At 50.8% G+C, this 13,148-nt stretch carries 17 protein-coding genes; 9 read left to right on the forward strand and 8 right to left on the reverse strand.

Annotated features, from left to right (window positions below; genetic code table 11):
* The first annotated feature begins 322 nt into the window (after positions 1-322).
* A complete protein-coding gene (locus QU595_RS12285; protein ID WP_315922308.1) occupies positions 323-778 on the forward strand; it encodes a CYTH domain-containing protein in 456 nt (151 codons plus the stop codon).
* 719 nt (positions 779-1,497) lie between these two features.
* Here QU595_RS12285 and QU595_RS12290 read toward each other — a convergent pair.
* On the reverse strand, positions 1,498-2,376 hold the full coding sequence (locus QU595_RS12290) for a hypothetical protein (protein ID WP_315922310.1): 879 nt from the start codon (positions 2,374-2,376) through the stop codon (positions 1,498-1,500).
* Between QU595_RS12290 and QU595_RS12295 the strand changes: the two genes are divergently transcribed.
* Positions 2,342-3,124, forward strand: a complete 783-nt coding sequence (locus QU595_RS12295; protein ID WP_315922312.1) for a hypothetical protein — start codon at positions 2,342-2,344, stop codon at positions 3,122-3,124. The genes QU595_RS12290 and QU595_RS12295 overlap by 35 nt on opposite strands.
* A gap of 45 nt (positions 3,125-3,169) precedes the next feature.
* On the opposite strand, the gene QU595_RS12300 is transcribed toward QU595_RS12295, so the two are convergent.
* The 5 genes from QU595_RS12300 to QU595_RS12320 form a co-directional block, all read right to left on the reverse strand.
* On the reverse strand, positions 3,170-3,625 hold the full coding sequence (locus tag QU595_RS12300; RefSeq protein WP_315922313.1) for a hypothetical protein: 456 nt from the start codon (positions 3,623-3,625) through the stop codon (positions 3,170-3,172).
* 64 nt (positions 3,626-3,689) lie between these two features.
* Positions 3,690-3,938, reverse strand: a complete 249-nt coding sequence (locus QU595_RS12305) for a hypothetical protein (protein WP_315922314.1) — start codon at positions 3,936-3,938, stop codon at positions 3,690-3,692.
* Between the two features lie 62 nt (positions 3,939-4,000).
* A complete protein-coding gene (locus QU595_RS12310) occupies positions 4,001-4,540 on the reverse strand; it encodes a hypothetical protein (RefSeq protein ID WP_315922316.1) in 540 nt (179 codons plus the stop codon).
* A complete protein-coding gene (locus QU595_RS12315) occupies positions 4,527-5,345 on the reverse strand; it encodes a hypothetical protein (RefSeq protein ID WP_315922318.1) in 819 nt (272 codons plus the stop codon). Before QU595_RS12315 ends, QU595_RS12310 begins: the two co-directional genes overlap by 14 nt.
* 151 nt (positions 5,346-5,496) lie before the next feature.
* A complete protein-coding gene (locus QU595_RS12320) occupies positions 5,497-6,030 on the reverse strand; it encodes a hypothetical protein (protein ID WP_315922320.1) in 534 nt (177 codons plus the stop codon).
* 124 nt (positions 6,031-6,154) lie between these two features.
* Between QU595_RS12320 and QU595_RS12325 the strand changes: the two genes are divergently transcribed.
* On the forward strand, positions 6,155-6,535 hold the full coding sequence (locus tag QU595_RS12325; protein ID WP_315922322.1) for a hypothetical protein: 381 nt from the start codon (positions 6,155-6,157) through the stop codon (positions 6,533-6,535).
* Positions 6,536-6,597: 62 nt separating this feature from the next.
* Here the strand turns inward: QU595_RS12325 and QU595_RS12330 are convergent, their stop codons facing one another.
* Both QU595_RS12330 and QU595_RS12335 read right to left on the reverse strand, forming a co-directional pair.
* Positions 6,598-7,128, reverse strand: a complete 531-nt coding sequence (locus tag QU595_RS12330) for a hypothetical protein (protein WP_315922323.1) — start codon at positions 7,126-7,128, stop codon at positions 6,598-6,600.
* 63 nt (positions 7,129-7,191) lie between these two features.
* Positions 7,192-8,001: a metallophosphoesterase gene (locus tag QU595_RS12335; RefSeq protein ID WP_315922325.1), complete on the reverse strand. Its 810-nt coding sequence runs from the start codon at positions 7,999-8,001 to the stop codon at positions 7,192-7,194.
* A 112-nt stretch (positions 8,002-8,113) separates the two neighbouring features.
* Here QU595_RS12335 and QU595_RS12340 point away from each other — a divergent pair, with 112 nt between their 5' ends.
* From QU595_RS12340 to QU595_RS12365, 6 genes are all read left to right on the forward strand, one after another.
* Entirely contained in the window at positions 8,114-9,739 is a 1,626-nt protein-coding gene (locus QU595_RS12340; protein ID WP_315922327.1) for an AAA family ATPase, read from the forward strand.
* A gap of 168 nt (positions 9,740-9,907) precedes the next feature.
* Positions 9,908-11,128 (forward strand): hypothetical protein, encoded by a 1,221-nt coding sequence (locus QU595_RS12345; protein ID WP_315922329.1) that lies wholly within the window; start codon positions 9,908-9,910, stop codon positions 11,126-11,128.
* Positions 11,125-11,748, forward strand: coding sequence for a hypothetical protein (locus QU595_RS12350; protein ID WP_315922331.1), 624 nt, complete (start codon positions 11,125-11,127; stop codon positions 11,746-11,748). Before QU595_RS12345 ends, QU595_RS12350 begins: the two co-directional genes overlap by 4 nt.
* A complete protein-coding gene (locus QU595_RS12355) occupies positions 11,748-12,284 on the forward strand; it encodes a hypothetical protein (RefSeq protein WP_315922333.1) in 537 nt (178 codons plus the stop codon). The genes QU595_RS12350 and QU595_RS12355 overlap by 1 nt, the downstream gene beginning before the upstream one ends.
* Positions 12,284-12,814 carry a hypothetical protein gene (locus QU595_RS12360; RefSeq protein WP_315922335.1) on the forward strand — a complete coding sequence of 177 codons (531 nt, stop codon included), beginning with the start codon at positions 12,284-12,286 and terminating at the stop codon, positions 12,812-12,814. Before QU595_RS12355 ends, QU595_RS12360 begins: the two co-directional genes overlap by 1 nt.
* Positions 12,815-12,831: 17 nt before the next feature.
* Positions 12,832-13,083, forward strand: coding sequence for a hypothetical protein (locus QU595_RS12365; RefSeq protein WP_315922337.1), 252 nt, complete (start codon positions 12,832-12,834; stop codon positions 13,081-13,083).
* The last annotated feature ends 65 nt before the right edge of the window (positions 13,084-13,148 follow it).

Raw genomic sequence — 13,148 nt, forward strand, 5'->3', positions numbered from 1 at the left:
ATAATCATTCGCGCAATAACTTATTTATTGTTCAATTTTTATCCATCGCGGGCAATTGCTCTTTTCTAGCTCAAACAAAAATTGAGACCAAATTCATGAATTGCCATTTAAAGCGTTGATTTCCAAGATGATTAAACCTTGATCCTCAAACCTACGTTGAACGACTTTGCCATCTTGTCGCCATCTGTCGGCAAATTCAGGTCGGAACCGTCACTTCTGTAAATTTTAGAGAGTATCTATTTTAGGATAAAAGGCCCAATTCTCTTGCTGTTTTTTGACGTTCATGCAAATTGAGAATCGAGACGAAAAATTGGAGAAATGAATGGCTGTAGAAATTGAACGCAAGTTCCTTGTGAAAGACGACAGCTGGAAGGCGCACGTCGTCAGTAGCTATCACATTATTCAGGGATATCTCGTTGGCGAGCCAACTCTTGCAGTTCGCCTTCGGATTATCGACGACAAGGAAGCCCTTCTGACGATCAAGGGCAAGGGCGAAGGCATCGCACGGCCAGAATACGAGTACCCAATCCCGCTCGAAGACGCCAAGGGAATGCTGGCAATGTGCGGCACACGCATTCTTGAGAAGACGCGCCATCTGATCAATGCCAACGACGGCCTCAAGTGGGAAGTCGATGTGTTCGCTGGTCGGCGCGCAGGTCTCGTTCTTGCAGAGATCGAGTTGCCAAGTCTCGACACCGAGATTGAGCTGCCTGAATGGGCAGGCGAAGACGTGAGCGAAGATCCTCGCTATTTCAATGCTACCCTCGCATTAAAATGAACTTTGCGAAGTGACGATTGTGGGCTGACATAGTCGTTCAGCACCTGCCGTGATTGTTCGCCTGGTCGCTCCCCTGCCCCTGCGGGCACTCCATGCCTTTCTGGCGATGCTGGTCGGGAGTGCCTATACGGCCAAATATCAACCTATCGTTTGATGACGCAACCATGGTTGATAATGCCTTAACCTGTCCCTGTTACAGTCCCTAGGGATAGTCACGAGGACAATCCTATGACGACAGAGAGCCTAACATATCGAGAACTAGCCGTCCGCTTGGGCGTGAAGCTTGAATCTGCCCGGAAAACGGTGCTGCGGAAGAAGTGGCAGAAGGTGGCCGGGAACGACGGGACATTGAGAATCCTTGTCCCAGTCGAGGCCCTGACACGTCATGAGGACAGTCCCAGTGACAGTCCCAGTGACAGTCCCACCGTTCGGGAAATGCAGGCGAGGCTTGAAACTATCGGAGAACTGCTAGTGTCGGAACGGCGTCGTGCTGACGCGGCCGAACAGGATCGCGACCGTTGGCATGCGATGGCCATTCGGCCTTGGTGGAAGCGTCTCGCTGGATGAATAAAAACACATCAGTGAGGGCTTCCTGTTAGCTAAAGTCATCGCTGTCGTCGCCACATGTACCACGAACAAGTCATCCCGCGTTGGCCACCCAGTCCTCCTGGTAGCTATCCTCGAACTGATGGATGACAAGAATCGCCCACGAACTCCTCCTACATGGCCATGGCAGGCGCTTTGGAAAGCTCTCGATGAGCGGCCAGGCCTGCGGTGATCTCGCGAACGACAGGAGCGTCTTTGAGATTGCTCAGGAAATGCTCAGGCTTAAGCAAATAGCTTTCCTTCGGGTCCATTCTGAAGCTCAGTGAACCGTCATCAGCCATATCAAGGATGTAGCGCATGCGATTGAGCTTGTAGCCGTCGTTAAGCACGCCCATAGCGCCTTCAGGATGAGCGTCGACTAGTGGGCAGATGTATTTCTCCGCCTTGCTGCGGCTGCAGCTGTCGATAATGATATCGAGACGGATCAGGAGTTCGAGAGCGCTCTTTTCGCCAGCGTTGCTGATGCGAGAATTTGCATCGACCCACAGATGAGGATAGCTTCCAGTCGCTTTATGGAAATTCTCAAGGGAATGTTCTGTAACGTAGATATTCCCATTGTTCCAGTCACCGTTATCGCGACGATGATAACGGTACAAAAATGCTGGGCCACCCATTGTGACGCCATAGGCACCATTACCCAGATCGACCTCTGAAAAACTACGATCATCATTTTGCTGGTAAAATGTGCGCCCTGACAGGACGTCTTCAATGCACGCCGGAACCATTCTCATTCCAAATTTCCTTTTCATTTCTGCGATGCCATGACCATTGAGGTCACGTATAAAATATGGTTCCGGCAAATTCCCACCAACCATCTTAATCCCATTGTTTGAGCTAATTTCTGCATTCGACAAGCGATACATCTGAGGCATTGTTTTTCCGATAGAGGCACCGTAAATACCGAACAGCCAACTCGTTGGTGCATTGAGGAGAATGTTTGTGCTGATATCTACTTTGATGGTTTCTGCGCTTGCGCTGGTCACACCAGACAACATGCAATTGCCTATCGGTCGTGATAACCCAGACTACCGGATTTTTGAAAGCTCGGGTCTCGCGACCGAAAATGCGAAGGCCTCGGCTCGCATGACCAAGGAATCGGTTCTTGAATGGTGCGATGCCAATCGTCCCGAGGAAGACAAGGACGAATGCGTCGGCAACTATATGGAAGACACGGTCTACCAGGCATCCGCCAACTGCAAAACCGGACTTCTTACTGACACCGATGGGGAACAGTACCAGTACATCGGCAAGGAAACCAAGGACGCCAATTGGCGTGGCTACCCAATCTTCAAGGATGCCAAGGGCAAGAAGGTTCCGATGTCATACGCTGGCGGCGGCATCGGCGTGGCCGCAATGTGGTGGACGCTATGCCCGAATGTCACGCCCTATGACATTCAGCCCCTGAAGACGAAGCTGGAGAAATCCGACTTCTCCAAGGACACCAAGTCCGGCACGCTCGACGGCAAGAAGGTGATCGTTGACTATGGCAAGGGCGTAATTTCAGCCACTGGCAACAACGTCCTGTTCCGTGGAACGATCATCAAGAACGGCCCAATCGTCGGCATCTTCTATAAGCAGGCGGAAGGTTGCGACGCAGTTCCCTACATCGTCGAAGGCCATACGAATACCGATCAGAAGCGCAGGAAGATTCTGTCGCTAGCGGGAGCCGAACCTGCACTCGAAGGCTGCAAGGTCGTCGGCAAGAAAGAGAACTTTCAGATGACTGTGACGCTGAAGTAGCCTTGGCCAGAACACAAACGGGCACCAATCGGTGCCCGTTTCGTTTCAATCGCTCTGGTTTTCCAATTCCGCTTCCTGTTGAGCCTCGATCAGCACCTTACGCAGCTTCGGTGACATCATGCGGATCGAAGTAGCCTCAGCCTCTTTGATCCTGTCGCAAATCTTCGCATGCCCCTTCTCGGCTTCGTCCCACGTCGAGTAGCGAGCAAGGAGGCCGTAATCGTGCTGAAAGTCGAGTTTCTGCTGCTTATCCCCGAGTGCTTGGACCTGACGCTCAAACACCATAGTCTCGAAGATATGCGGCGGACCCTCGCGAAAATGATTGTGATCTAGGGACAGGAAGACCGTTGAGATCGTTGAAACAGCGGTGCGCGTCAGCGCTATCTGCCGATTTGGAGCATCTATACCTTCACCTGGGCCTGGAAAGCCTTCCAAACGGACTGCCTCACGCCCAACCAGCTTGTACCACCTGCCTAGCGGAATCTTGTCGTCAATTTTCATGCGCTGACCATAACCGAAGGTTCTGGAGGCGATAAGAGCCTCCAGAAAGAGGCTCTTATCGCGATCAATTGGCGACGGCCAAAGCGGCTAGGGTCTTCTCCAGCGGCTTCCAGTGCGGGCAAGTCCATTTTGATTTACGCTCGCGGCCACTCGGGAGAATTCCGAAGTCGCATGACGATGGATGATCGACATCGACTACACAGCGTGATGGCTTTTCGCCCTCCTCATACTCGACAAAGCACAGATGCCGAACGCCGTTCTTGTAGTCGGACTGGTCGTCCGCATAAACAGTGCTCTCAAAATTCTCTTTCATAAACCGAACTCCTTTTTCGCCTTAATTAAAGGAATTCGAATTATTGTCAATATTTTATTTGACTATCTGGCAATAGCGATTGAAAATCTCGGTTCCGCGATTCCCGTTCCACAGGTCCACTCGTAACCCTTATATTTACGCGAGCTATATGAACCCACTTCAATGCCATTTATCTCAAGATCGTAGCCAATTTCAGTCGGAACGACGTCAGGAGATATTCCAGATATCTCAGTCATGAATGTTCGAGCTTCGAGAGCAATCTCGAAATCCGTGCCATCATAAGCATTCGTATCGAACAATTCGACCTTCATGAAATATGGGTGATGCGTGGCGTCGAAAACAGGTTCCTTACGGAAGCACGGGGTAAGCGAGACGAACTTCCCCTGCCCCAGCGTGCCGTTCATCAGGGCATCGACAAACGACTGTTCCGCAGACCCGACCAAAAGACCCAGGTCTCCCAGTTCGTAGGAGCGGCCGAGATCGTCCAGTGTCGACTGAATCGCTTCTAGACTGGCATGCCAAGGAAGGTCGACACGCTTGTAACCACGCGCCTCATACCATTGAAGCGCGGCGACCAGATATTCCCAATTAACGGCGACCATTCGCAAATGCCCTTGCTGTAACCGCAGCCATCTCGCGCAGGCTCTGAAGCGAGATCGATGGATGATGCTTGTCCAGATAGGCTTCAATAGCACCCTGAAGGTCAGCCAGCTCCACCAAGGCCATGATGTCCACGCCCTGTTTTATAGCATCCATGAACTCGTTGACCTCTTCCAGAATTTTGGAAGGTTCGCCAAGAACGCCCTTCTCGATCTCGGTCAGATGATATCCGGGCTTCGACTTCTTCGGCAAAAGGTCGGCGATGTACTCCCAGAGCAGGCCAGCATCGATCTTGCGCTCGAATGGGCAAACAGACGGAGCATTCACTTCACGGATGACGTTCGCCAGATCCTTGGTGATCGGGCCGCGCTCCAGGTAGGTGATTGCCTTCGTGGCACGGATGCGGTGGAAGCCAGTTTCAGCGAACTCGTAACTGGTGCCAGCGCTCATGTGATAGGTGCTGCCCTGCCGCAGGAAGCCGCGAGCGACCGGAACAGGGTCTTTGCTATCGCCAGGCTTACAGGACACCTGAACGATCTCGTGGTCGCCTTCCGGCGAGTTTTCCAGAAACCACTCTTCGTGGGTGATGTTGCCGAGGAGAATATGCGAGTGGAACCGATATCGATGATCATGGAGTTCCTCATCCGGCGTGTCGGCCAGCAACTCAGGATGCCAGAAGTGAATTCGGGTGTCCTTGGTGAGTTTCAGCTGGATAAATCCGAGGCCGAACCAGTGTGGTGTGGAGCCGAAAGAACGCAGGTGGTCGACGTCCAGAAATTGATCCAGACGGCCGTTAAAAATGCCCATAGCGAGTCCTCTTTTTCTTGGAATTCATGTCCTATGGGAGGACTTATTTTCCGTATCGTCAACCTAAATCTTTGGAAAATTATGCCGACAATATCTACAAAAAAGGGCCTCAAGATTTCTCCGAGACCCCAATTCTCAAAAATGTCCTCAATTACATGCCATTGCCAAGCGACGCAGCAGCATATTCCTCACCTTCAGCACCATTTTGCGTCACCTCATTTATTTGGGCGACCACGTCTGAGAAGAGACCGACATTGTCCGTTTTCAGGGCTACTTCGAGATTGTTGTAGATTTCCTGAAGCATGTTGAGATTCGCTCCATCAGAATTATCCAGACCAGCAACCTCAAGGTTATAAGGTGCAACGATGTTCAGGTTGTCTTTCACGTCCTGAATATGCTGCTTCATCGAAGCCGCAAGTTCGATAGCGCCGTTCACATCGCCTTCTTCCAGCATGTCACTGAGATGCCAGTAATTTTCATTCAGTGTTGCGAACTCACCTTCGACAAGGTCGTTCCTCATATTTACGGATTGCTCGTAGGCAGTAATGACCGGATCATTCTGAAGATTTACAGTGGTTTCGCCGCTATTGACGTAAATCGCGCCAGTGAGTGCGGCGGCTGTTACAGCGGCGGTAAAGAGCCTGTTCTCAGTGGCTTCGGCCATCCATTCAGAAAGTTTTGACATGGTTTTTCTCCCAATTCTCTGGATGGATTATTGGGCACCGGCATGACACTCACAATGAAAAAATCGAGCTTGCTGGTTTTCGATATGCAGCCTACCTTTGAAGGGATAAAGGCGAGAATTGTCTATGACCAGAATTGAACGTCTGTTGATTATATGTCTGCTGGTATCGCGCTCTATGGAAGTCGATAAAACGGTCGAATTCGTGGATGTGATTGAGAGCGGGTGCCTAGCACACGAGCAGGATTCCATCCAGTACAAGAACAATCTTGTTGCGGCTGCAAAGACCGCTCCAATCGACGACAAATACGGTCCCATACTGATGCTCCTGCTTCAGGCGCACCAAATTGAGAGCACCATGGAGCTTCTCCAGAAGCATGAAAACCACCTCGACAAAATACTGACGGCACTTCAGCAGCCCGCCCAGAACCGTATTGCTGAAAAAGTGCTCATAAAGAAGCTATCTGACTTCGTGAAATTCCATCCTTCAACCGAACAGGTCGCATAAGCACCTAAAATGTTTCAATGAAAAACCCGCCGATTGGCGGGTTCATTTTTCATGCAGGGGATTCAACGTCCCATAGTAGGCAACGGCTCCACCTCTTCCGATATGTCAAATCGCTGCTTATCGTCCAAGGCTACATAGAGATTCATCACAGCAGTTTCGATTTTCCCCTGGTCCTTTGATGCCAAGGCAGGCTCAAGAGCATTCAACGCCTGATAAAAGTCGACGCGAACATCATCAACTTTAGCCGTCATCTCGATTCCGTACTGCATCGTCGCAGGCAAACGCGCTCCTACGTTACGAACATGCTCAAAGAAATCACGTCCGTATTTCCGAGCTTCCTCAGTTTTGCCCTGGAGAAGCATCGTACGAAGACGGCTATAATGCGCTGGGAACATTCTGATTTGTTCCTGAGCCAGACTCTCAGCCTGTTCCATGGACGCAGCGACCTTAGCCAGTTCGGTCGGATGATCGGTCATGCCCATATAGTGTTTGACGCCATCGGTCGTGACATTAAGGGCCGCCATGATACCAAGAGACATAACAAAGGTCTTGTTCGAAATCTCCTTTTCCATCCAGTCTTTCAATATCGACATCTGTTCCTCCTGAATGATTTTATGATATCATATCAGGATCAAACATCGGCGTGCCTGAGACAATCAGATTTCGATGACTTTTCCGAACTCAAACGCTTCATTTTCAATGGCATAGCCGCGTGGATTGCAGATAATGCGTGTCTTGCCCACCAGATAATCAAACGGCTGATGCACATGACCATGCACCCATAGGTCAGGTTGTCGCCTCTCGATTACGTCCGACAAATCGGACACGAATGCCCCATTCGTGGCATCGCCTTCGAATTTCGGGTGAAGCGATTTCCGATGCGGAGCGTGATGGCTCACCACAACGGTCTTGCCGTCAAACGGGACAGCCAAGGTATCGTCGATGAAAGCCCTCGTTTCCTGATGCAGCTGCGCGAGGTCAGCAGGTCTGATGTGACGTGGGATCACCCCATCTCCTTTGGGCGTCTGCAGGTAGATGTTGACGTAGTCTGCCAGCCCATTCCTTGCGGCCCACATGGCGCTCTTGATCGCGGTCTCGCGCTCATCCCCAGAGGCTGGAGCATCGATTGCGAAGTCCGTCCACAGTGTACCGCCCAGGAAGCGCACACCACCGATGACTGCAGCGCTATTGTCGAGGAAGGTCACACCCTGCGCATTTGCGATGAGCCTAGCGTTCTTGCGGCCACCTTCGATGGATGTGTCATAGAACTCGTGATTGCCAGGCACCCAGACGACAGGCATCCGAGGCCGGATTACTTTGCCAACCCAGTTGACCCCCAGATGCATAGAATCGGTGACGTCGCCAGCCAACACGCAAACATCGGCTTGCGGGTATCGATCCGGCTTCACGAGCTTAATCGCATCGCTCTCAGGAATATGTAAGTCGGACAAAATCCAAATACGCATACGCTATCCATACTCGGCTGATAATCGGCCGTCAATCATTCAAAAAACTCGAAAATAATATTGACAATTAATTATGAGAAAAATAAACAGGCCGCAACAAAAGGATTCATCAATGAGCTTCCCAGTCCCAGCCTCTATCTTGAATGGCCTCAAGCATGAGGACTTTGCCAAATCACAAAACTATTATTCCCACTGGAAAAATGATCCAGATAAGGAAATCAAAATCGATCTTTCGAAGTTGTCCGATGATGCGGTCTACGAGCTTTCTGCGGCCTTTAAGCAGGCTGACATCATGCGCAACGTGCGGATGCTGGATTCGATCCTTGAAAGCCGCCTTGGAAAAAAGGACCAGACGGTAAGGGGGCTGGAAAGTCTCGTCGATCTTCTGAAGAGCTATCTGGAAGACGGCCAAATCAATAAATGGATTTTCCGTCGTGAAAAGGATGGCCAGCTTTATCCCTATCTCGTGACGAAGATCCAGATGTGCGACACGGAAAATCACCGCCAGAAGGACAAGGAAGATCACTTCGTAGCCATGCGTATCGCCGCCTATGGAATTTCAGAAAGAAGCGGAAAGATGGAGACGAAAACGGATACTATTTCGTTTTACCGCCATCAGGTCTCCAACCGCAGAATTTCCAAGATTCTTTCCGACTTTGACCTGTTCAAGGAAACCAAAGAGCTGATCGCTGAGCACGAAGCTCAGGTTGCGCGCTACCGCGAGATCATCATGCCTGAATTCGCAAAGCAGTTCGTAGCCAACGGCAGGACTGTAAGGATCGGATACAGTGGCAAGGAGGTCACCCTGAACAAAGCTCGTGTCATCCACGATCTGTCGTCGAGCGATTTTGGCGCGTACAACGACATGATGGACGCCGAAACAAAGACCGATGACACCGGAGAATTTCCGTGCCCGATGCACCCAATGGTCAGGGTCTTCGACCTCGAAGGGCACGATTTCCATTGGATCAATGGCAGCCTGGTTGAACCATATGTCTACAAAGACCTGCTCAAGCATCTGGTTCTGCCGGAATCCCATCACGATCTGCTCGACATGCTGACCGACGATCTGACTGACTTCTCGCATGACTTCGTCGAAGGCAAAACCGCTGGCAACCTGATCATCTGCAAAGGTCCTCCCGGAGTCGGCAAGACCCTCACGGGCGAACTCTATTCCGAGCACAAGAAGGTTCCTCTGATCGTGCTCAGGGCCGGAAAACTCGGCACTACGGTTGCGGAAGTCACCAAGGGGATGAAGCAATATCTGGAATGGGCCGCAAGGTGGGATTGCCCGCTGCTCGTCAATGAGTGCGACATCTACATCGCCAAGCGTGGCGACAACATCAATCTGAATGCAATCGTCGCCGAAATGCTCCAGCTGGTGGAATACTATCCAGGCCTTCTGTTCATGACGACTAATCGTCCCGACGATATCGACGATGCATTCATCAGTCGCGCCTTGGCGATCATCGATTACGAGGCTCCGAAGGGTGATCTCGTTACAGAGAGCTGGCGGCAGATTGCCTCCCTTCATGGGTTGAAAATGGATGACAAGATGATCGAGAAACTCAAGCAGCTCTTCCCGTCGATTGTCCCGCGCGACATGAAAATGCTTCTGAAGCTGGCCATGAAAAGGGCAAAGCGTACAGGAGAAAAGATTTCGCCTGACCTGTTGCGCAAAATGGCCATGTTCCGTGCCATCAAGATGGCGGAGAATGCCGCCGACTTGTTGAACTAAGCAGGCACTCACAAGAGAATACATATCGGTCACCAGCACAAATGTTGGCGGCCGATATTCGTTATAAATCGCAAATTTGTTTCTTTAATTAGAATAGGCGATTCATTTTCGCTTGCGAATTGATTCAGGAAAACGGTATTATCGAGCCTCAAATCATGAGGTTAAAAATTGGCCAAGCTCCCGACTTTTAAGACCAAAGCCACAGACGTACACGGCAACTTTGTCTGCGACATCAACATGGATGATGTCATTCTAAGTTTTGACAGCCGACGTGCTCTTGTCGTGCTTGAAAAGTTGGCAAACGGACAGACTGACTACGGGCATCTACCCATCTACAAGGGTATGCCACGTCATCATCTTGAGGGCATCATCAATAGCGCCAATTCGGCCGATCTATACGAAAACGACCTTCATTCCGATGCGAAGACATTCTTTGAACAGATCGGCGGCAGTGCGGGTTTCCGCCAGTTTTCTGAATTGAATAGATACCGAGAGCGGCTGGAGAGGAAAAAAGACCGCATTTTCCGAGAAATGGTCGATGTCAACGCCGCCTCCTTTGTGCTTGCTTCCGCATCCAAGAATGAGCTGCTCTATGACGACTTCAGTGAGAAATTCGCCGATGTCGAGACCTTGCTTATGCAATACAGCATGCCAAAGGACATCTTTGAAATGGGCGATAACGCCGAGCGTCACAAAGCCTTCGAGAAGTGGATTCGAGAGAACGGCCGCCCTTATGCGTGGGACACAATTCGCGATGACTGGAAGGGCCTTACAGTCGGTGATGTTCTGGGTTGCTGGGATGATCTCTATGACGAAGACGATGAAGATGCAGACCCCTCGAACAGAAGCCTGCTGGCCGAACTCATCTCAGAGGTGAAGGCCACCATCGAATGTCAACTCGATAGCGATCATTATGAAGATGCCTGTCACGACGTCGTGGATATCGATGAAATCGATGGCATTGTCACTGCTTGGTTCGACGAAAAGGGCGACCTCAGACAGAACGGCGACGGCAAACTGATGGCGGACCAGAACCTCAAGGACCGACTGGCGAATTGGGGCGAAAAGCAGTCCATCACGTCATACCATCGAGATTCAAGCACCGTGGTGGGCCTGCATCCCGATGTGACCGAAGCTGAATGCAAACAGTTTCTGGAACGCGAATTCTCTCGCGTGTGTATCGAAATCGAAAAAGTCGACAATATGTGGCGTTTGCCCATTTCGGAAGGTGTGCATGCGCTTGCTGAGAAGCTTGAGCCGCTCGGCATCTGGCTAACTCATGGGCCATACGACCAGAACTATCGGATCAGGTCGACACCAGCCGATCTCGACGCAGAGTTCCCGACCTTGGAGCTTGCCTTCGAATTCGCGCAGGAGCTTGTTCGATGAGCTTCAATCTCCTGCCGCTTGAAGAGCAGTTTCCCGCTCTCCTTGCGTATCTGGACACCTTGACCAACGAAAACCATCCAGAGGAGATGCGGCCGAGCTATCTCAGAAGGCTTGTGATGGAAGCGAGTCATCGCCCCGACCTTCCACGCGACAAGATTTGTCGTTGGCTCGGCTATTCCTACGGCATCATCATGGCTCGCCATCCGAACCTGACCCGCATTTTCTCCTTCAATGAACCTAAATTCGGCGAAGATTTTTCAGGCCACCCCATCGTCAGGGCGTCACTCCAGGTCCTCGGCAATCTACATTCCACCATGCTACGCAGGCAAAAATTAATGGCTTCTGATGGAGATCGTCCTGACAGCCATTACACCGAAGACAATGACCATGTCTCGAATTTAATAGAAAAACTCATCGAAGACGCAATGCTCGATGCAAAATACATCGGCGTAAATGCTCTTAGTCTTCGCGTCGGATTTATTCAGGGGTATATGGTATCATACCATTTTCTCGATGTGAGCGAAGAGAGGAATATCACTAGACCTATCTTCCATAAAGCATACGAGGAACTTGGCATTCGTCCGCCTAAAAGCGTGGCGATCAGCAAAAGGGAGGCATAATGGTCGTGCTCGACGCAAAAGCAGTTCAATCTTCATGTGAGGCGGCGCTCTCGAATTATTCGAAATGGGCAAACTCGGGCTTTTGGGCCAGCTTTTTCCAAGTCGATCTGAACCTCGCCCAGGAAAAAATTGAGAAGCTTCCTAGCGTACACGTTCGAGAGCAGATGTGCATTTCCCTGATCTCGGGCATCGAAACAGTGACATCAGCGGAAATGAATAGCCGCCTGAGCTACATGGAAGCCGTACTCAAGGACATGAGAGAACGGGAATTGTCCCTTCTTGAGCGCTATTTTGCTTTGCGACGGGACGGTCTAAGCGCACTCTTCCTTGCCGCCCTCTCGATGATGCTGATCGTCTTCATGATCGGAATGCAGCAAGACGCATTTGCGATTGCCACATCGACCGTACTCCTCATCACTGCCATTGGGTGTTTCATGATGGGCAGGAAATCGTTCAAAAATAAGTATCTCAACATCAAGCGGGAAGCCGGAAATCCCGGCAACCGCCAACGTTTTATCCTATGGGGCCAATCTTAATGTCCGACCAGAAACCAACAGTAGACACCGCAGACAAGATACTGGCGGACCTCGTAGCCTTTTCAAAAATGGGGTTCTCTACAGGGTATTTCCGTATCGACCGAGACATAGATTCAGCTGCCTTGCCGAGCGAAAGGTTGCGCCGACAATACCTCGAATATGAAGCCAAGTACGGCCGTAGCACCGACAGCTATGAGGAAATAGAGCAAAGGCACCACTACGTTCATGATATTGTAGCCCAACTTGAAACTCGTGAACGCGATCTCGTTGAAAAATTCAAGAAGAGCAAAAGAAAGGGCACTGACGCCTTTTTTGGAACAGTCGTGTTGACATTCCTGATCGCTATCGTTGCCACCCAATTCTTCGACGACGAGAAAGAAGCCGCGTCGGCCGCTCTCAATGTGTTGTCGGTGCTGCCAATAATCTACATTCCGACCTATATTTTCATGAAGGTTCGCGCTAAGAAGCTCTACGAAAAAGCCCATGCCCTCAGCGACCTGAGCTGGGTGTTCCCATGGAGCAAGAAGTAAGTCTACCGCGAGGATACGTGACCAAGACTGACCGAACGAAAGAAGGCGTGAAGCGGCGGGTTTCACGCTTCCGCGAACGCGAAAAAGAACGTCACCTTCAGATCGCCCTTGCAGCTGCAAGACTAGTCCTGGGCAAAGACGTCGGCGACGCACGCAGGGCGCTCGCTGATTTCATCGATAAGCAATCCAAGCAGACAGACATTCCCGACGACTACGCGTCCACACTGATGGATGCCGCCGACGCCTTGCGTTCGAAACGGCGACTCTGAAATCCATATTTGCTGTTTTGGGGATATTCACTGTTCAGCAAAAATACCTCTTTTAGCAAATATCA

Source organism: Mesorhizobium sp. SP-1A (assembly GCF_032460275.1).
GTDB lineage: Bacteria > Pseudomonadota > Alphaproteobacteria > Rhizobiales > Rhizobiaceae > Mesorhizobium.

What these genes read in the sequence shown, in the direction of transcription:
- QU595_RS12285 (WP_315922308.1), top strand. Translation starts at nt 323, where the DNA reads ATGGCTGTAGAAATTGAACGCAAGTTCCTTGTGAAAGACGACAGCTGG.
- QU595_RS12295 (WP_315922312.1), top strand. Translation starts at nt 2,342, where the DNA reads ATGGTTTCTGCGCTTGCGCTGGTCACACCAGACAACATGCAATTGCCT.
- QU595_RS12300 (WP_315922313.1), bottom strand. Translation starts at nt 3,625, where the DNA reads ATGAAAATTGACGACAAGATTCCGCTAGGCAGGTGGTACAAGCTGGTT.
- QU595_RS12305 (WP_315922314.1), bottom strand. Translation starts at nt 3,938, where the DNA reads ATGAAAGAGAATTTTGAGAGCACTGTTTATGCGGACGACCAGTCCGAC.
- QU595_RS12310 (WP_315922316.1), bottom strand. Translation starts at nt 4,540, where the DNA reads ATGGTCGCCGTTAATTGGGAATATCTGGTCGCCGCGCTTCAATGGTAT.
- QU595_RS12315 (WP_315922318.1), bottom strand. Translation starts at nt 5,345, where the DNA reads ATGGGCATTTTTAACGGCCGTCTGGATCAATTTCTGGACGTCGACCAC.
- QU595_RS12320 (WP_315922320.1), bottom strand. Translation starts at nt 6,030, where the DNA reads ATGTCAAAACTTTCTGAATGGATGGCCGAAGCCACTGAGAACAGGCTC.
- QU595_RS12325 (WP_315922322.1), top strand. Translation starts at nt 6,155, where the DNA reads ATGACCAGAATTGAACGTCTGTTGATTATATGTCTGCTGGTATCGCGC.
- QU595_RS12330 (WP_315922323.1), bottom strand. Translation starts at nt 7,128, where the DNA reads ATGTCGATATTGAAAGACTGGATGGAAAAGGAGATTTCGAACAAGACC.
- QU595_RS12335 (WP_315922325.1), bottom strand. Translation starts at nt 8,001, where the DNA reads ATGCGTATTTGGATTTTGTCCGACTTACATATTCCTGAGAGCGATGCG.
- QU595_RS12340 (WP_315922327.1), top strand. Translation starts at nt 8,114, where the DNA reads ATGAGCTTCCCAGTCCCAGCCTCTATCTTGAATGGCCTCAAGCATGAG.
- QU595_RS12350 (WP_315922331.1), top strand. Translation starts at nt 11,125, where the DNA reads ATGAGCTTCAATCTCCTGCCGCTTGAAGAGCAGTTTCCCGCTCTCCTT.
- QU595_RS12355 (WP_315922333.1), top strand. Translation starts at nt 11,748, where the DNA reads ATGGTCGTGCTCGACGCAAAAGCAGTTCAATCTTCATGTGAGGCGGCG.
- QU595_RS12360 (WP_315922335.1), top strand. Translation starts at nt 12,284, where the DNA reads ATGTCCGACCAGAAACCAACAGTAGACACCGCAGACAAGATACTGGCG.